Annotated in this window: 14 protein-coding genes; 4 read left to right on the plus strand and 10 right to left on the minus strand. The window is 66.3% G+C overall.

All coding sequences use genetic code 11. The features are described 5' to 3' along the window. Positions 1-62 precede the first annotated feature (62 nt). From FGF80_RS13980 to FGF80_RS14010, 7 genes are all read right to left on the minus strand, one after another. A complete protein-coding gene (locus tag FGF80_RS13980) occupies positions 63-1,691 on the minus strand; it encodes a fibronectin type III domain-containing protein (RefSeq protein WP_138654693.1) in 1,629 nt (542 codons plus the stop codon). 102 nt (positions 1,692-1,793) lie between these two features. Further along, positions 1,794-2,558 (minus strand): hypothetical protein, encoded by a 765-nt coding sequence (locus tag FGF80_RS13985; RefSeq protein WP_138654695.1) that lies wholly within the window; start codon positions 2,556-2,558, stop codon positions 1,794-1,796. A gap of 3 nt (positions 2,559-2,561) precedes the next feature. After that, positions 2,562-5,180 (minus strand): alkaline phosphatase PhoX, encoded by a 2,619-nt coding sequence (locus FGF80_RS13990; protein WP_138654697.1) that lies wholly within the window; start codon positions 5,178-5,180, stop codon positions 2,562-2,564. A 255-nt stretch (positions 5,181-5,435) separates the two neighbouring features. Next, a complete protein-coding gene (locus FGF80_RS13995) occupies positions 5,436-5,858 on the minus strand; it encodes a hypothetical protein (protein WP_138655542.1) in 423 nt (140 codons plus the stop codon). Positions 5,859-5,988: 130 nt separating this feature from the next. Continuing rightward, complete coding sequence (gpmI, locus tag FGF80_RS14000) at positions 5,989-7,509, minus strand: 2,3-bisphosphoglycerate-independent phosphoglycerate mutase (protein WP_138654699.1); 1,521 nt, start codon at positions 7,507-7,509, stop codon at positions 5,989-5,991. 116 nt (positions 7,510-7,625) lie between these two features. Beyond that, positions 7,626-9,179, minus strand: coding sequence for an HTTM domain-containing protein (locus FGF80_RS14005; protein ID WP_138654701.1), 1,554 nt, complete (start codon positions 9,177-9,179; stop codon positions 7,626-7,628). A 211-nt stretch (positions 9,180-9,390) separates the two neighbouring features. Further along, a complete protein-coding gene (locus tag FGF80_RS14010) occupies positions 9,391-9,669 on the minus strand; it encodes a hypothetical protein (protein ID WP_049908145.1) in 279 nt (92 codons plus the stop codon). Between the two features lie 125 nt (positions 9,670-9,794). Between FGF80_RS14010 and FGF80_RS14015 the strand changes: the two genes are divergently transcribed. Then, complete coding sequence (locus FGF80_RS14015) at positions 9,795-11,072, plus strand: DNA double-strand break repair nuclease NurA (protein ID WP_138654703.1); 1,278 nt, start codon at positions 9,795-9,797, stop codon at positions 11,070-11,072. Between the two features lie 76 nt (positions 11,073-11,148). Here FGF80_RS14015 and FGF80_RS14020 read toward each other — a convergent pair whose 3' ends face one another. Further along, entirely contained in the window at positions 11,149-11,493 is a 345-nt protein-coding gene (locus FGF80_RS14020; protein WP_049908141.1) for a DUF7113 family protein, read from the minus strand. 421 nt (positions 11,494-11,914) lie between these two features. On the opposite strand from FGF80_RS14020, the gene FGF80_RS14025 reads away from it, so the two are divergent. The 3 genes from FGF80_RS14025 to FGF80_RS14040 all read left to right on the plus strand — a co-directional run bounded on the left by FGF80_RS14025 (position 11,915) and on the right by FGF80_RS14040 (position 15,446). Continuing rightward, on the plus strand, positions 11,915-12,535 hold the full coding sequence (locus FGF80_RS14025) for a DUF7344 domain-containing protein (protein ID WP_049908142.1): 621 nt from the start codon (positions 11,915-11,917) through the stop codon (positions 12,533-12,535). A 167-nt stretch (positions 12,536-12,702) separates the two neighbouring features. After that, entirely contained in the window at positions 12,703-13,497 is a 795-nt protein-coding gene (locus tag FGF80_RS14035) for a cohesin domain-containing protein (protein WP_138654705.1), read from the plus strand. 56 nt (positions 13,498-13,553) lie between these two features. Beyond that, complete coding sequence (locus FGF80_RS14040; RefSeq protein ID WP_138654707.1) at positions 13,554-15,446, plus strand: ATP-binding protein; 1,893 nt, start codon at positions 13,554-13,556, stop codon at positions 15,444-15,446. 112 nt (positions 15,447-15,558) lie between these two features. On the opposite strand, the gene FGF80_RS14045 is transcribed toward FGF80_RS14040, so the two are convergent. Then, a complete protein-coding gene (locus tag FGF80_RS14045) occupies positions 15,559-16,173 on the minus strand; it encodes an alpha/beta hydrolase (RefSeq protein ID WP_138654709.1) in 615 nt (204 codons plus the stop codon). A 152-nt stretch (positions 16,174-16,325) separates the two neighbouring features. After that, complete coding sequence (locus FGF80_RS14050) at positions 16,326-17,846, minus strand: hypothetical protein (protein ID WP_138654711.1); 1,521 nt, start codon at positions 17,844-17,846, stop codon at positions 16,326-16,328. Positions 17,847-17,940 lie beyond the last annotated feature (94 nt).

The following is a 17,940-nucleotide window of genomic DNA, read 5'->3' on the forward strand; positions in this document are numbered from 1 at the left end:
TAAAACGCCCGACAGAAGTCCGGGTCGCGTCCCGGGCGACGGTCCGTGTTCCCGCGGGGCCGTTACGCCGCGATCGTCGTTCGGTCCGTGGCGGTGGCTCCGGTTTCGTCGGTGACCGTGAGGGTCACGCCGTACTCGGTGCCGGCACCGTGTTTTACCGTCTCAGCGAGCGACCCGTCGGCGGTCCCCCCGGCGACGGACGCCGTCTCGCTGGCGACGACTCGCCCGTTCCCGTCACGGATCGTGACGGCGACCGACGAGAGATCCCCGTCCGCGTCGCTGACCTGCCAGTCGACGGCGAGATCGGCGTGTGGGTTCGGCGAACTGTCATCACTCCCCGAGAGCGCGTCGACGGTCGGCTCGTGGGTTGCGGCGTCGGTGCTCAGCGTCGCCGTCGCTCCCGTCTCGGTGACGCCGTCGGCGCGGACGACGGCGCGGTACTCGTAGTCGGTCCCGGACGCGAGGCCGGTGAGCGTGGCATCGACCGTCCCGGAGTCGGACAGCGTCTCGCCGTCGGTCTCGTGCCACGTGTTCGCGCCCGCGTTGCGATACTGGATTGCGACGGTCGCCGCGTCGGCACCGCCGAGAGCGACCAGATCGCCAGCGACCGTCGCCGACTCCTCGTCAACCCCGACGACGCCGCCGGTCTCGACGACGGGATCGGCGATCGTCTCGACCGTTTCGATCGCACCGACGGCCGAATCGCCGTCGGCCGCCTCGCCGACGATGCGGAACTCGTAGTTCGTTCCTGGCTCGAGGCCGTCGACGGTCGTCCTGACTCGGCCCGCGGACCCGCTGTCGACCGCCTCGGTCGTCATCCAGTCGGCGGCACCGAGCCGTCGGTACTCGAACCGGGCGGTCGCCGAGGCCGCGTCGCCGAGGGCAACGATATCGCCGGTCAGCGTCGCGTTCGTTTCCGTCACGTCCGTCGCCGTGCCGGTCTCGACGGCGAACCGGGGCTCCGTGGTGAACCGCTCGTACCCGGTTGACAGCCCGTGTTCTTGCTCGGTGCGAACGTGCGAGGTGAACTCGTACTCGGTTCCGGGCTCGAGACCGGTCACCTGCCGGGTCGCCGGGCCGGTCGCGGTGACCGTCCGCGTCGGCGTCTCGGTCCACTCCGAGAGCGGTTCGGAGTCGGCGGTCGGACTGTACGAGAACCACACCTCGGCTGACGGCTCGCCGCCGAGATCGGTCACGTTCGTGCCGAGCGTCGCCTCGGTTTCCCCGACGGCCGTCGCCCCCGTCGTCGTCGCCTCCGGTCGATCGGCCGGGGTTTCGATCGTTCGGACGTCACCGCGGTCGACGCCCACCGCCGTCTCCGCGACGGCGCGGTACGCGTACACCGTGCCGGGCTCGAGACCGGTCAGATTGGCCCTGAACGCGCCCGTCGAGCCTGTCGGTTCGGCCGCTGTGGTCGACCACGCGTCGCTCGAGTCGTTTTGGCGGTATTCGAATCGGACGGTCGCGTTCGCCGCGTCGCCGAGAGCGGTAAGATTCCCGGCGATGATGACGGCGGAATCGGTGAGCACGTCGGCCCAGGTGGTGTCGACCGACGGTGCTCCTTCAGTCGCCGAGTCGGTCGCCGCCACAGCACCCGTGGCGGGCACGACTGCAGCGGACAGTACGAGGACGGCGACGAGACACGTCCACGATCGCGTTCGAACGTCGGCTGAATCAATAGCAGTTCGCATGCGGAATTTCGTTCACAACCACATAGTAATAACGTTACCATGATTCGAAACCGAACCGACCGGCACGCCGAACGCCGCGGCGGGCCGACCGCGCCGGACGGGTCAGCGGGACCGTGCGAGCAGGGCCACACCGGCGGCGATCGCGACGAGTGCGGCTCCGCCCGCGAAGCCGGGCACCGAGTCCGAACTCGAATCGGTGTTCGAGTCGCCGGAGTTGGTGCCGTCGCCTCCCGCGGTCGCCGATGGGGGGCCTCCCGTCCCGTCGTCGACGGTGAGCGTCCCCGCCTCGAGCGCCGGTTCGATGCGGGACCCGCCGTCGGCGTCGACCTGCAGGTCCGTTATCTCGAGGGTCGTCGAGCCGGTATCCGGTCCGGTCACTGTGACCGTCGCGAGCGTGACGTCGGTCGCACCGGGCGTCACCTCGTCGGTGAGATCGGCGGCCTCGACGGTCACCGACTGCCCGTCGTCACTCACGATCGGGTCGGACGTCTTCCCGTACACGTCGGGGTAGCTGGCGTTCGAGATCGTCGCGTCGTCGGTCGATAGCTCGAGGGTGAGCTCGAAGCCGGCGAGCCCGTTCGGGGCATCGGTGAGCGCGAGGCGATGGGTCGCCGTCTCCCCGGGTTCGACGGTCGCATCGGCGACGACGAGGCTACTGTCGGCCCCCGCGGTGGTCGTGACCCCGGTCACGAGGGGCGATCCACTGCCCGCAGTTGCCACCGCGATCCCCGGGCCGACCGCCACACCGACCGCGAGGGCGACGACGGCGACCGCGACGATCGTCCGCCGCCACGGTCGCCCCCGGCGATCCACTTCTTTCGTCCGCGTTCGCGCCACGGGTTCCGAATCGGCGTCGTATCGATCCATCGGTCACTGCTCGTCGTACAGTTCGTCGATGTCGTCGTAGTCGATGCGACCGTTATCGTTGAAGTCGTAGGCGTCGGCGTTGAGCGTGACCGAGTCGTCCTCGATGTGTTCGAAGAGGAGAGTCACGTCGTCGTAGTCCAGCCGACCGTTCCCGTTGAGGTCCTCGAAGTGCCCGTCGTTGTCGGGGTCGGTCGGCGCTCCGCCGCCGGAGCCGCCGCCGATCGGTGGCGGGCCAGTGACGACCACGCCGGGCCGCGGGTGGGCTTCGATCGCGATGCCCTCGTCATCATCCAAGGCTTGCACGTCGGTCACGATGTCGGTCGTCCCGCTACCCACGCCCTCGATTTCGACGGTCGCCAGCGTGACATCCATCGCGCCGGGTTCGATCTCGTTTTCGATATCGGCGAACTGGAACTCGACCGTCGACCCGTCGTCGCTGATCGTCGGGTCCGCGGTGAGTTCGAGCGCGTCGTGATAGCTCGCGCCCGTGATCTCGGCGACAGCGGTGTGCTCGAGGGTGACGGAGATGCGCCCGCCTGCGAGGCCGTCCGGAACCGACGAGAGCGTCAGTTCGGCTTCGCCGGTCGCCTCCTGGCTGACCGCGACGGAGTCCACGTGCAGCGATGTCGGCGGTTCGTAGACCCACAGCGCGTCGTTGGTGTACGACCGGCCGAAGTTGCCCTTGTCCTCACAGAGGAGGACCCGACCGTCCTTGAGGACCAGCACGTTGTCCACGTTGATCGGGGCCGCGTCGACGATCGATTCGCGGTCGGTGGCGTCGGGGCCGACAACCACCGGCTCGAGCGTCGAGACGTCGTAGTCGGACTCGAGTTCGGCGCGGTAGACGACGCCGCCGTCGACCCGCTCCATTCGGACAGCGCCCTCGTTGTCGGCCATCCCGTCGTTGAGTTCCGAAATACCGACGTAGAGGAAATCGCCCGGCTTGGCGTCGTCGAGCGAGTCGATCCCCTCCGCCTTGCGGAACTCGATGCTGGCACCGATCTCCTTCGCCGCGGCGCGCGTCTCGAGGAACGGGACCCGGCGCAGGTCCTCGTCGACCCCGTCGGGACCGTGGGTCTCGTACTGCCGGGCCCACTCGAGGATCTCCGCGTCGGTGATGTAGTCCTGATTGCCGTTGATCGCGACTTTCTCGTCGGCCTCCGCCAGTGCGGTCTCGAGGTCAGCCTGCCAGTCGGTTTCGGCGTGGGTCTCGAGGTAATCGACTTGCGTCACGTCGTCGTACTCGGCGATCCAGGACGCGACCTCGGCGTTGCTCGCGCTGCCGAGTTCCAGCCACTCGATCTCGAGGTCGACCTCGGCCGGCGGCTCGTTCGTTGCGGCGTCGTCGTTCGTGACGCGGGCGGCGTGCAGGGTTCCGCGGACGTCCATCCGGTCGTCGTAGCTCGGGATCGGCTCCTCGGCGACGAACTTGTAGAGCCCCTTGCTCGAGCCGTCCGAAGCGAGGTAGACGGTCCGTTCGTCGGGCATGAACTCGGGACACTCGAAGGCGGCCCGGCCCATGACGTAGTGTTTGACCGGGATCGGCTCCTCGCTGGTCGGCTCGGTGATCTCGACGATATGGCCGTACCGGTAGCGGTTGGGATACACATCGCCGAGCGGCTCCGTCGTGTTGGTGGTGCCGTCCTGGTCGACCGGCTCCGCGCCGAGGTAGTAGGCCTGCATCTCGACGCCGCCCAGGGCCCACGTCCCCTGCGGGTACCAGCTATCCTCGAACAGGTCGCCGAGTGCGCCCTCGATCGCGGTCGGATTCGGCCGGTTCCAGAACGCCGACCCGCCGCGGAGCCCGACGCCGCTTTCCGCGTCGGCCATGTCGCTTACCGTCGCCGATCCCGACACGCGCGGGTGGCTGTAGTCCTCCTCCGATGACATCGGCGTGTCCCAGGGGCTCAGATCGCCGTAACAGTTGATCCGCGTGCCGCCGAGTTCGCGGAAAGCCGGTTGGTTCTCGAGGTTCATCGCGGCCTCGTGGTCGGCGGTCCAGCCGTCCGTACCGCGGCTGAGCGGCGTGCGCGTGATGCTGCCGGGGCTCGTCTCGTTGTTCGTGAACAGGTACCCCTCGAGTCCCTCGTCGTCGGTCGGGACAAAGAAGTTCATGTCCGGGTTGGTGCCGACGTCGCCGTACCGGCTGCCGGCGAACTCGGCGATATCGGTCCCGTCGGGCGTCTCGGGGTGGCCCCACTTCGCGTCGCCGCCGTCGATCGGATCGCCTTCCTGGACGAGAATGTCGTACTCGCCGCCGGCGACCTGGACGCGTCCCTGTGCCGCCTTCGACCGCGGGGCCTCGAGTTCGTCGAACTCGTCGTTTTGGCCGTTGAAGTCGAACCGATGGCCGGCGAGAACGCCGACCGCGGCCGTGTCGTAGGGCGCTGGATTGTCCCGGCTCGGGTGCTGGAGGCTGAACAGCACTTCGCCGTTCTCGAACACGAACGGGCCAGTGACCTCGGCCCCGCGGGCCGTGGTCGCGAGCCGTTTGAGGTCCCCACGTACCGTCGGTGCCCCCGGCGTGTCGGTGTCCGCCGCACTCGCCGTCCCGAGCGCTCCCATCCCGATCGCGGCCGCCGCCGACGATGCCATCAGCTTCCGCCTGGTGAATTCATCCATGCGAGCGATTCAAGCTACCGCCACGAAGTTATATTTTATAATATCTATACCGAGAAGAATATGGTGGTTAGAGGGGTATCGAGGGCTCCTAGAAAAACGAACGATATGTGCGATACATACTCAGACGTTATCCCCTCGAACGGACCGCGACGACGGCGACACGACGGTTCCCGGGCCTGATTCGAAACGCGTCCCCGGCCGATCGGTCGTCGAGAAAAGCGCGGGCGGTTCGAGAGCGAGTCGACGCGTCGCGGTCTACTCGAGGTCTCGTTCTGCGACTCGAGACCGGACCTCCGCGGCGCGGTCGCGAACCCACGTACAGTATCGCTCGATGTCTTCCGGCGTCGTCCCGTAGAACGAGGCGACCCAGTTGACATCCGCCCACGGACAGGTCACGAGGTATGCGGCGAGGGTGTCTTTGCCGGCCTGCACGACCTCCGGCGGGACGCCGCGGCTGCCCGTGTTCTCCTCGACGAAGCCGTTGACATCGAAATAGACGGCCGCGTAGAGACGAGCGTCCTCGAGATCGTCGAACGCGATTTCGGTGTGGTTCGGTGCCTCGAATCGGTAGCGGGACTCGTCGCCGTCGCCCGCATCACTCTCGACGATCCGGACGCCGAGGACGTATCCGTCGACGACCGAGTCGTCCGTCTCGGGGGTGGGAGTGGACTGGGACATGACGAAGGTGTCGTGTCCCACCTCTCGTGTCGACTCCTTGAATGTTCGTATGTGGTGTATATAGCGCTCCGAAATCACCCGGGCCGGTACCGAGGCACACCGGCTCATCCGGACCTGATCGCTCTCAGCCTTACTCGAGCAGCGATTTCCCGGTCATTTCGGGGGGCTGCTCGAGGCCGATCACCTCAAGGATCGTCGGCGCGATGTCCGCGAGCGTTCCGCCCTCGCGGGCCGTCCGGCCGCCGCTGGTTCCGGCCGGGTCCAGATAGACCAGCGGGACCTCGTTGTACGTGTGCGCCGTGTGGGGGTTCTCCTCGGTCCCCATGTCGTCGGCGTTGCCGTGGTCCGCCGTAATGAGGACGTGCGCGCCGGCGGCCTCGAGCGCGTCGACGAGCCGACCGAGTTGGGCGTCGACGGCTTCGACGGCCTCGATCGCGGCCTCGTAGTCGCCGGTGTGACCGACCATGTCCGGGTTGGCGTAGTTGAGCACGAGCACGTCGGGGTCGTCCGACTCAATCGTCTCGATCGCCGTGTCCGTGACCTCGGGGGCGCTCATCTCGGGTTGCAGATCGTAGGTCGGCACGTCGGGGCTGTCGACGATCTTTCGGATCTCGCCGTCGAACTCGACTTCGCGGCCGCCGTTCAAGAAGTAGGTGACGTGGGCGTACTTCTCGGATTCGGCGATCCGGAGCTGCGTTCGGCCGGCGTCGGCGAGCACCTCGCCGAGCACCTGTTCGGGCTGGTTCGGCGGGTAGGCGACGGGGAGGTCGAACGTCTTGTCGTACTGGGTCAGCATCACGACCTCGGCGTCGGGCGGGCTGGTCGCGAACTCGTCGGCCCAGTCTTCGGGCCGGATGTCGGCGAGCAGCCGGGTTAGCTGGCGGGCCCGGTCGGAGCGGAAGTTGAACCAGACGACCGCATCGCCGTCCTCGAGCGCGGGCCGGTCCCGCACCAGCGTCGGTTCGACGAACTCGTCGGTCACGTCCCGATCGTACGAATTCTCGACGGCCTCGACCGCCGACGCGGCGCTCCACTCGGCCTCGCGGTTCACGATGGCGTCGTAGGCTCGCTTCGTCCGCTCCCAGTTCTGATCGCGATCCATGGCGTAGTACCGGCCCGAGACCGTCGCCACGTCGCCGGTGCCGTGCTCGTCGACGACATCCTCGAGCGTCGAGAGGTAGTCCCGGCCGCCGGTGGGCGACGTGTCCCGCCCGTCCGTAATCGCGTGGGTGACCGCTTCGACATCACGGTCGCCGGCCAGTTCGATCAGCGCGTGTAGGTGTTCCTGATCCGAGTGGACCCCGCCGTCGCTGACGAGGCCGACGAAGTGGACCCGCCCGTCGTTCTCGTTGGCCCGGTCGAAGGCGGCGTTGATCGCGTCGTTTTCCCGGAAGGAGCCGTCCGCGATCGAGTCCGAGATGCGGGTGTACTCCTGATAGACGACCCGCCCGGCACCGATGTTGAGGTGGCCGACCTCGCTGTTGCCCATCTGGCCGTCCGGGAGGCCGACGCGCCGACCCGCGACCTCGAGCCGACCGTACGCTCCCGCGTCCGCGAGCCGGTCGAAGACCGGCGTGTCGGCTGCCTGAACCGCATCTCTGCCGCCATTACCGAGCCCCCAGCCGTCGAGGACGATCAGCGCAGCTTCCATACGTACTCGGTTTCCAGCGCGGCCTAACTAGCTGTCGTTGTTCGTAGGCCGGATCCCCAATTCGGCCCACATCACCCCGGATCGAGGGCGGAGAAAGGCGGGGCTCCCGAGCGTCGTTACTCGCGTTGGATGAACTCACCCGAGCAGTCGTACTCGTGCAGTTCGTACACGCCGATTCTGGCCTTCTCGTACGGGGCCGCCCGGTCGGTCAGTCCGTAGAGCCTGACCTGCTCGACGCCGGTCTCGTGAGTGGTGTTCCAGCGATTACACAGGTAGTTGGCGAAGTAGGAGAGGTGGTTCTCGTTGTCGGCGTACCGCGTGTTCAAGGCGTACTTTCGCCACCGCGCGGTCTCGTATGCGTCCTCGACCGACGGTGGCCTGTCCCAGCTGACTGCCGACCCGTGGAAGACATCGGTTCGCGTTCCGTCCTCGAGTTTGCCCGGCACCACGAGCCAGCGTGCGTCGGACGCCGGGTCCGGCGCGAACATCCGCCAGCTCTGGTCGGCATCGGCCGTATCGAGGACGTTTTCGCCGGGATCGGGAACCTCGGTATAATCGACCGCACTGGCGTTCGAGAGCACGATGAGGACGAGGAGGAGCCACGGGACGACGGTCGAGAACAGGACGCGGCTGCGTGTCCTAACGGTGGGGAGGACGGGACGGTCTACCTGGGTCGCAAAGAAGTCCCGGATCGAACGCCGTGGCACGCTTCGTTGCAGTCGGTCCAGCCCCCGGCGGAGCGGGGTCGTGATCCCGATTCGAGTCGCCAGCGTCGTCATTCTGTCCCAGACGACTGGGGGGTAGAACAACACCAGTCCGGCGACGGAGATCAGCGGGAAGAGCCCAATCTTGAGCGTGACCAACATGCCGAGGTGCATGCCGACGAACAGGGTCGTGATGATCGCCCGTCGGTAGCCGGTCAGAACGATGAGAAGAGGCGAGAGCAGGATGAGCGTCATCCAGACGTACGAAAAGGCACGCAACAGGAAAAACTGCTCCGCCAGCACGTTGCCGAGCAAGTACGTGAGGTGATCGGCCTGAAAGATTTCGACGAGTGCATCGCCGCTCATCCACACGTCGCTTCTGGTCTTGTGGATGGAGTTAGTCACGTACATGAGCAATATCTGCAAGAGGACGGCCATTGTTCCGACCGAAGCCACCGTCGTACGGTCTCGGTCAGTCCGGCGGGCATCGATCGCCCAGCGCTCTCCCAGGGGGAGGAAGATCGCCCACAGGAACAGCATTCGAAAGAGGGCGTCGCCCCCGTTGAGGACCATCGGATTCCGGGCATGCAACGAGAACAACAGCAGCCACGAAACTACCGTCGCCAGCCGGGTCCGATAGCCGACGATCATCGCGACGGCGAAACAGCCGGCGACGAAAAACAGGAGCGCCTGTACCCACGCCTCGCCGGAGATTGCGTGGAGAGAGTAGACCGACGAGTAGTCCGAGAACAGCGCCTCGAGCGGGAGGACCCCGTCGTCAGTGTAGAACGCCGTGAGGTTTCGCGACCGGAGCAGGAGATCGACGATCACCAGCGTTCCGAGCGCGATACGGAACGCGGCGAGCGCTCGCAGGTCGATTTCGAACCGGCGGACGAACCACTCCGAGGCGGTATCGAGTGCGGTCAGTAACCGATTCCGTCCGTTCGTGAGGAGGGCTCGAGTCATCGTACACTCTATATTGATTCGCTTCTCCCGGTTTCGTATCAAACGTCATAAGCTTGTTGTAAGCTGAAGTGTTTATTTTACCGACTTCGACAGTCAGGACCGAAAACGAAAAACGAGCGATCGTCGACCACAGCGGTAGTCGCAGTGTGTACGGACGACCATTACTCAAAAATCCGTTTCTTCCCCCGTCTCCCACCGCTCCCTCGGCGGCTCAGTGCGACGGCTCGGTCGCGTCCTCGTCGTATTCGAAGGTCGCTCCGCAGTCGCCACAGACGGTTTCCTTCCCGGGCTTGACTCGCTGTGCAAACACCGCACCGCAGTCCTCACAGATCATAAAGAGACGGTGTTCCGGCGCGATGCCGGCCTCGAACTCGGCGTGGATCCAGGCGTCAGCAGTGCCCTCCTCGTAGAGGGTCACCCCGGAACTGGTCCGTCGCCAATTGATCGCACGGTCGTCGCGGGCGGTTACGGACGATTCTCGCTCGGACATCGAGATACTCCGACTCTCGGCGCGACCATACATACGCTTTCTGATAGTAATTTACCCGCCCTCGAGTTAATCGCGTCGTTCCGGCGATCACTGGCTTTTTGCGGGTCGGGTCGGTGCCCCCAGGTATGACCCTCGATCCGGTCCACTTCGACGGGATTGCGCGGCTCGCGAGGCGGATCGACCACGGGACCGACGAGCGGGACCGGCGCGCGTTGGCCGAAACCGTTTGGGAGGCGTTTCTCGATCCCCTGCGCCACGACGGACGATCGGTCCTCGAGCCGGTCGACGAGCAGGCGCGACGGCTCGTCGACTGCGAGGGGGTCGCCCTGCGGGACCGCGAGTTCCCGAGCGAACACGGCCTGGACGCGGGGACGATCAACCCGACGACGTTCAAAAACGGGCTGGTCGTCGACATCGCACAGGCGGCGATGAGCGCGACCCCGAGCGACCTCGATCTCCATCGGTCGCGGACGACCGTGATGACGGTCCACTCGAACGACGAGACGATGATGGTCGACGAGACCTGGGACACGTTCGACGCGGGCTACAGTCAGAGCCGCGCGGTCAAAATCCCGCCGTTGCCCCGATTCGCCGAGGGGGTCGTCCACGCGCTAGCACTGTATCTCGCCGAGAGCAAACACGCCCGCGATCACGCCGACACGGTTTCGGACCTGCTCGTCCTCGACGGCCCGCTCTACCCGCGGGGGCTGCTACGCTGGGCCGACCAACATCCCGACCTCGCGGATTTCCTCCTCGAGGACCCCCGTCCCACGACGGTGCTGGAGAACTACGTGCGGTTAGTCGAGGACTTCGTCGAACGCGACGTTCCGCTCGTCGGCTTCGTCAAAAACCCCGCGACGCGCGTCCTCACGCGGACGCTGCAGTCGAAACGGGATGTCGACATCAGCGTCCCCTGGAGCGACGACTCGGCGCTGTTCACCCGCCTGCTCGAGCGCGGCGAGTACGTCGATGACGTCGACGGCGAGCGCTGGGAACGGGACACGTCGTCGCTCTCCTATACGAACTGGTTCCGCTCGCGAGGCGGCGTCGATCGACCGCTGTCGGCCGAGGGCGACGCGCTCGGCGTCGAGCGCCGCCTCGATCGCGAGGCCTACGAGGTCACCTTCTTCGTGATCTACGATCCACGCGACGATCTGCTGTACCGGATCGAGGCCCCGTACGCGTTCACCAGGGACCCCGAACGCCGCGAGCGACTGACGATGCAACTGTTACAGGACGTCGCTATCGCCCACGGTCCGCCGACGATCGTCGCGAAAGCCGACGAACTCGCCCGGATCAGCAACTCGGAGAAGGCGTCGCTCCGCGAGACGCTCGAGGAGCGATTCGACGCGGCCCAGGACCGGACCTACGACGACCATCGGTGGGACGATCAGCCCTATTAGCTGCCCCCATCGTAGCAACTGACAGTCAATGCAGACCTGATCGCACGACGGCGTTGCGATCAGTGTGTCAATCGTTTCAGGTGCTACTATAGCCGTCGCTTTTTTCGACCTCGAGCGAAACGTCGTCGGGATCGATGCCGATCCGCGCGAACTGCGTTCGCACGTGCTCTTTGGCCCCCTCGAGCGCCTGTTCGCGGGTGTCGAAACCGCGTGGCATGGGTGACTCGAACGCGAGGTTGACCTCGCGACCGTCGACGAGTTGCGTCGTCCCGCCGCTGTCGACTTCGTAAAATTCGTCGCAGACCCAGACGTACGCGGCGTCTTCGTCGGGTGCACCGCTGAACGTCGGGGCTCGCTCACCCCGTTCGTACAGCGTCCCAGTGAGCTCCGTCCCGCCTGCCCGACCGCGTACCATAAGCATACGCTATCGTACGTCTCGCGGACGCAAAAATACCGTGGCATCGGCCAGCGAACGGCAATACCGTACTCGATCAGTGCCGACGGGTGTGTCCTCCGCCCACCCCACCTCTCTCAGCCGCGGAGCTATCGATCGGTCACGCGAACTAGTTGAAATATTGAACTATGTCGCTATCGAACGGGACATTCAACCGACCGGAACCGCGGAAGACGACGACACACATGATCTCGCTGGTTCTGTTCGATCATTCTCAACTGCCATCGGAAGCCGGCCGCCAACCACCATTTCCAAAACCAATTGCCGTATTCTATCGATTGCGAGCGCTTCAGCGTGTTACGGAGGCATTATCGAAGTAACGATCTCGTTTCCGGCCCAAATCGTTTTGGAAACGATCTTATCCCCATTGCAGGGGTTGGTCTGTGTAATGAGTTCGGACGCTCACCTCGGCGGCAGCATGCCCGATCCACTCGAACCCGTTCCGACGGAGTGTTACGAGATTCTTCGCCATCCTCGCCGACTTCGCGTTCTCGAGGTACTCGGTTGTCGACAGACGCGACTCTCCCTGTCTGCACTGACGACGGCACTGATCGACGAATCGACGGGCTCGAACGGCCACACGCGCCACGACGTCCGGACCACCCTCGTTCACAACCACCTCCCGAGACTCGAGGACTACGACATCGTCGACTGGGACGACGACGGCGTCACACTGGTCGACGAACCACCGGTCCACCCCGCCGACCTCTCCGTGCTGCTCGATCTCTGTGAGAGCGAGAACGCCCGAACCCTGCTCGAGACACTCGTCGACCCCGTTCGGATGCGACTGCTCACCGTTCTCGAGGCGGGCGATCGACCGCTCTCGCTCGAGCACCTCGCCGAGCGACTCAGCGCTCACGAGAGCGATCCGTTTGCCGACGCCGAGCGCGCGACGGTGGCGCTCCACCACTCCCACCTGCCCGCGATGGCCGACATCGGCGTCATCAGCTACGAGCAGGAGTCCCGCCTCGTCACGCGCTACGATCAGGTCGTCTCGATCGACGAGTAGCCGTCGACCGCTCCAGCCGCCGTCCGCCGACCCGATCCGCTCGCGATGCACCGATGTCCGGTTCGGCCGTCCCCATCGCTGGCTGCTCTGCAATTGGCGGCCGGTGAGCGTCCGCCAGATCGACAAACGGGAAGACCGTGCCGTCCGTCAGTGGAAGACAGCGCGACATGGATACCACAAGACGCGATGCCGGCGCTCGCCCGCGCGACGGGTCGGTATTCGACAGTTACCGCACCGTCGTTCGCATCGGTTTCGTCGTCTGTCTCGCTTTTGCCCTTTCGGTCGCGCCCATCGCGGGGACGGCCGCCGCGATCGATCAGGTCGCGATCGTCTCGCCGGACCGGACGCAGATCGAGGCCGCTCCCGGCGAGACGGTCGCGATCGACGTGACTCTCCGGAGTCAGGGCGGTCACGGCGGGGGCGGCATCGACGCGGTGACGCTCGTCGCCCAGTACCACCCCGACTACCTCGAGATCGAGGATGTCGACCGCGGGTCGTGGCTCGAAGGCCCCGATACGACGATCCGAACCGCTGAGACCCTCGCGGACGAGCGGGGCACCGCGCTCCTCGAGCAGCGCCGCGAGCCGGCTGGCGACGGTGCGACCGGCGCGGGGACGATCGTGACGCTGACCGTTCGGGTCGCCGAGGACGCGCCGGCCGGGACGACGACGCTCTCGTTCGACGAGACCGAGGTCGAGACCACCGGGGACTGGCCGATCGCCGTCGTCGACGACCCCGCGACGATCGCGATCGACGGCGGTACCGAACCGCTCGAGTCGTTCGACCATCCCGATCCCGACGACCTGGCGCGGGACTCGACCCCCTCGAGCGAGGACGGGACCGAATCGGCGGCGACCGACGGTAGCGAGTCGGTGCCGGGATTCACGGCCGGGCTCGCGATCGCAGCCATCACGTTGGGAATCGCGCTTGTAGCAGCCGCCGCTGACCGTCGCGGGGGATAAACAGTCCGCCCGACTGGAGGGAAACGCGTTTGTGGGATGGGCCGGATGGGGTTTGTATGAGCGATCTGGGAGACTTCGGCGATTTCGATGCCGATGCCGGTACCGACGACGGCTCGGCGGCCGACGCGGCGGGTTCGTCGCCGTCGTCTTCGGGTTCCGAGGGCACGACGGCTGCGACGACCGACGAGGTAACGGATGATTTCGACGCGACGACTGTCGAACCCAGCGGCGAGGACGCCGGTATCGGAACGATCTGCGTCTCCCAGGGGCTGCGGGTCGCCGAGGACGGGGACGAGACCACCCTCCGGGCCTACGTCACCCGCGGCAACCGGTCGTCGGTCCGCATCGGGAGCTACCTGCTCGCGCCCTATCCCGACGGCGAGACGCTGTTCTGTCGCATCACCGGCCTCGAGTACGCCCAGCAGTATCACGCCGACGACGCGACGGAGATACACGCCCGACGGGCGATGCGGACCGACGAGATCGACGAGGCCGATTACAAGTTCGTCGCCGAACTCGAGCCGATCGCCGTCCTCTACGACGACAGCGCGGAGCGAAGCTCCGCGAGCGGCCGGACGCAGTCCGACGACGACGGCGAACTGAAACGGCGGATGACCGACCGCGTGCCGAAACCGCAGACGGTGATCCGGCAGGCCGACGACACCGAAGAGATCAAGACCGGACTGAAGATTCCGGACGACGGGGTCTTTCTGGGCCATCTCTCGGTCGGCGGCGAAAAGGTCCGGACCGCCGCGTCGCCGCCAACGATCGATTACCGGCTGAAGGACGACTACAACGCGGGCGATCCGCTCGTCTTCCGCCACTCGCTGATCGCCGGCGGGACGGGATCGGGGAAGACCCACGGCGCGAAGAACATCCTCCGTCAGTACCTCGCCGCGGAGCGAACCTATCCGATGGCCGACGGCCGCGAGGTCAGCCCCGCCGTCGTCCAGTTCGACCCGCAGGACGAGTACGCCCAGATGCACGACGACAACCCCGACCTGGACGACGAGTTCGCACGCCGCCTCGAGCGCGAGGGGATCGCCTACGGCGGCCACGACGATACGACCGCTTTCATCCCGAAAGTGGGGTCGGCGTCGTACGCGGCGGGCCACCACCGCGCGGAACAGGTCGAGTTTACGATCCCCTTTTCGATGGTCCACGACAACCCGTGGCTGGTCGCGGGCAGCGGGTTGAACGACAACCAGTACGGCGCGCTCACGACCGTCCTCCTGCCGCGGTTCCGGAAGCAGTACGGCAACGGTGGAACGTACGAGGAGTTCACGACGTTTCTCGACGATCCGGCCCTGCGCGAGGAACTCGACGAGTCGGGGCGGGTCCACGAGGCGACCTTCGACGCCGTTCGGCGGCGCGTGCTCGGCTTCGGCCACGTCTTCGACCAGGACGCGCGCCCGATCACCGATCTCGTCCACGACTTCGTCCGCCCCGGCGGGCTGACCGTGGTACCGACCTATCACATCACCGACAGCCGGGCGACCGAGGCGATCGTCCTCGCGGTCTCCTCGCTGCTCATCGATCAGAAACTCTCGAACGACCCGGACTACGACCGAATCAAGGAGACCCCGCTCGTGCTGGGGATGGACGAGGCTCACAACTTCCTGACCGACGCCGATTCGGTTCAGGCCGGGAAGGTCATCACGAAATTCACCGAGGCCGCGAAGCAGGGCCGAAAGGAACGGCTCGGCCTCTTTCTCATCACGCAGGACCCACAGGACATCCACGATGCCGTGTTCAAGCAGATCAACACCACCGTCGTGCTCAACCTCGGTGACGAGGACGCGATCAAGAGCGTGAACATTCCCAGCAACCTCGAGTCGAAGGTGCCCTACATGGAGAAAGGTCAGATGGTCGTCTACTCGCCGGACAACTCGGAGCCCGTCGAACTCATCGGGCTTCCGCACTGTCTGACTCGGCACGGACGGGACTGACGCTTCTAGTGAACCGCCTCGGGGACACGTCCCGAGGCACTCGGCCTGCTCCACCTGTCGATGTCTGGTCGGTCGGCGTGCAGTGCTCGAGAGTGTCTTCGCGGCCGACGGCTCACGTCGACGCGAGCAGCGTCCGCTTGAAGAACGAGCGCACCGTCGCCGCGATCTCGTCGTGTTTCCCGAGGAAGAAGTGATCGCCCGCCAGCGCGGTGACCTCGTCGCCACGCTCTCGCGCGCGCTCGACCACCGGTTCCCAGTCGGCGGTCGTATCGCGCTCGCCGTAGAGGACGTACACCGGGACCTCGAGATCGGCGAGCGCCGCGGCGGCGTCGAGATCGGCCTCGAGTCGCGCCGTCGGAGCGAGGGCGGCGACGGCGTCGGGCGGCGTCGCTGCCGACGCGAGCAGGCTCTCGGACGCGCCGAAACTGTAGCCGAAAACGCCGACGGGGAGCCCGTCGGCTCCGTCGTACTCGTCGCGAACCCATCGGATGGCGTTGCGAACGTCCGCCCGTTCGCCGCGGCCCTCGTCCCACGACCCGTAATCGAAGCGCAGGCAGGCGATATCCGCCGCGACCAAGGCGTCGCTGACGGCGACGAGCCGCGGATCGCTTCTCGAGCCGCGGTGTTGGGGATGCGGCGGGCAGGCGACGACGACGGCCGCCGGATCACCGTCCGGTTCCGAGAGCGTCCCGCGGACGTCGCGTCCGCCGGGGAGTAGCACTGTCATAGCGGACGTTGCCGACGGCCGATAATGAAAGTCCGCTTGTGGCGGGCCGATCGAACCGGCAGCGATCCGATCTCGGAAGCGAAACGGAGGGCGGGTGCGTCAGCGGAGACGCGACGGCAGTGGGATGGGGCGGTAAAGCAGTGAGCGCGGGTCTACTCGGCGACGCTGATCTCGAAGCCGTCGTCAGCGTCGTTGATCGTGACGTTCCGGCTCACGACGAACGAGCGCGTGATCGTTTCGGTCTCGAGATCGACGGTCAGACTCACCGAGGTCGTCTCGGCCGCCGGCGGGGCCACCTCGACGGTCACCGTCGCCGGACCGTCACCGGTCGCGTCCGTGACGGTGGCGGTCAGTTCGTCGGGATCGTCGAACTGGTTTTGGACGGTGTAACTCGCCGCGTCGTCGCTGACGACGAGGTCCGCGATCAGATCGCGATCGGCGGCGGACAACGAGTCGGTCCCGTCGGTCACGGTGACACCGACGCCGTCCAACTCCGGGAGGCGACGGGTGACCGTAACCGTCTCCGCGTCGAGATCGACCACTGCGACCGCGTGGGGCAGTCGGCCGTCGGTCGGCGTAACGCGAACGGTCGCGGTATCAGCGGGTGTGAACGTGTCGGTGTCCGCGTCGAACTCCCGGTCCCGTCTGACGCTCATCTCGACCGCGTCGAACCCGTCGAAGTGTGTCCGGACCTCGTCGGTCGCCCAGACGCGTCGGGCGACCGTCTCGAGGTCGCGTTCCGAGAGCGAATCGCGGTACCCGCGGAGGGAGGCGGTCACACCGTCGAGTTCGACGGTCGTTTCGGTCCCGTTTATCGGCTGGGCCTCGACCGCGACTGTCCCCGTCGAATCGTCGGCCATTGTCACGTTGTCGACCGAGATTGATTCGCTTTGGTTTTGATGGAGGACGTACGTGCCGTTCCGGTCGGGGCTCGCATCGACGGTGCCGGAGATGGAGTCGCTCTCGTGTACCGTGATTGCGCCGGAAACGCGCCGGTCGTCGACGGTTTCGGTCGCGAGATCGACGGTCGCGCGGACCGCGGGCGAGTCGCCGTCGGACCCGGTGAGGGCGACCGTAACGCGGTCGCCCTCGCGATCGACGACGGACGCGTCGAGGGCGTCCGGTTCGTCGAGCAGCGTCTTGATATCCCACTCGATATCGGGATCGTCGAGGAGAACCGTCTCGAGCCGGGTGCGTTCGTCGTCGGTCAGTCGATGGGACTCGTCGGCGAACGCGATGTCGATGTCGTCGATCGAGTGAAACCCCGTCTCGAGCGTGACCGTTTCCGCGTCCAGGTCGACCATCACGAACGCGTACGGGAGCCGCTCGTCGGCGGGCGAGACCTGGACCCGAACCGCGTCGTCGGCGGGGACGAACTCGCCGGCGTCCTCGTCGTAGATCGTGCGTTCGGAGACCTCGAACGTGAGAGCGTCGGGCTCGTCGAAGTAGCTGCGCACGTTCTCGTTCTCCCAGACGAGGTGTGGGAGTCGCTCGCGTTCGGCGGCGGTCAGCGCGTCCTGGTCGCCGAGTAGTTCGACATCAGTATCGTCGAGCTGTGCGTGTCGGGTGTCGTCCGTGCTCGGCTCACCCGTGACGACGAGGACCCCCGCTGCGAGGGCCACGGTCGTCGCGAGTGCGAGCACGTACATCGCGTACTTGTAATCTCGTTTCATAGGGACCACGTTCTGGGCGACGATCCGAGCGCCCCGATCGAGGCCGCACGTCCGTCTCGGCCCGGGGCACCGGATCGCTCCGGTCGTCCGTTGG

The sequence above is a fragment of the Natrinema pallidum genome (genome assembly GCF_005890195.1).
GTDB lineage: Archaea > Halobacteriota > Halobacteria > Halobacteriales > Natrialbaceae > Natrinema > Natrinema pallidum.

Bases quoted from the DNA above. Each gene is read 5' to 3' on its own strand.
- FGF80_RS13980 (WP_138654693.1), bottom strand. From the start codon at position 1,691: ATGCGAACTGCTATTGATTCAGCCGACGTTCGAACGCGATCGTGGACG.
- FGF80_RS13985 (WP_138654695.1), bottom strand. From the start codon at position 2,558: ATGGATCGATACGACGCCGATTCGGAACCCGTGGCGCGAACGCGGACG.
- FGF80_RS13990 (WP_138654697.1), bottom strand. From the start codon at position 5,180: ATGGATGAATTCACCAGGCGGAAGCTGATGGCATCGTCGGCGGCGGCC.
- FGF80_RS13995 (WP_138655542.1), bottom strand. From the start codon at position 5,858: ATGTCCCAGTCCACTCCCACCCCCGAGACGGACGACTCGGTCGTCGAC.
- gpmI (WP_138654699.1), bottom strand. From the start codon at position 7,509: ATGGAAGCTGCGCTGATCGTCCTCGACGGCTGGGGGCTCGGTAATGGC.
- FGF80_RS14005 (WP_138654701.1), bottom strand. From the start codon at position 9,179: ATGACTCGAGCCCTCCTCACGAACGGACGGAATCGGTTACTGACCGCA.
- FGF80_RS14010 (WP_049908145.1), bottom strand. From the start codon at position 9,669: ATGTCCGAGCGAGAATCGTCCGTAACCGCCCGCGACGACCGTGCGATC.
- FGF80_RS14015 (WP_138654703.1), top strand. From the start codon at position 9,795: ATGACCCTCGATCCGGTCCACTTCGACGGGATTGCGCGGCTCGCGAGG.
- FGF80_RS14020 (WP_049908141.1), bottom strand. From the start codon at position 11,493: ATGCTTATGGTACGCGGTCGGGCAGGCGGGACGGAGCTCACTGGGACG.
- FGF80_RS14025 (WP_049908142.1), top strand. From the start codon at position 11,915: ATGAGTTCGGACGCTCACCTCGGCGGCAGCATGCCCGATCCACTCGAA.
- FGF80_RS14035 (WP_138654705.1), top strand. From the start codon at position 12,703: ATGGATACCACAAGACGCGATGCCGGCGCTCGCCCGCGCGACGGGTCG.
- FGF80_RS14040 (WP_138654707.1), top strand. From the start codon at position 13,554: ATGAGCGATCTGGGAGACTTCGGCGATTTCGATGCCGATGCCGGTACC.
- FGF80_RS14045 (WP_138654709.1), bottom strand. From the start codon at position 16,173: ATGACAGTGCTACTCCCCGGCGGACGCGACGTCCGCGGGACGCTCTCG.
- FGF80_RS14050 (WP_138654711.1), bottom strand. From the start codon at position 17,846: ATGAAACGAGATTACAAGTACGCGATGTACGTGCTCGCACTCGCGACG.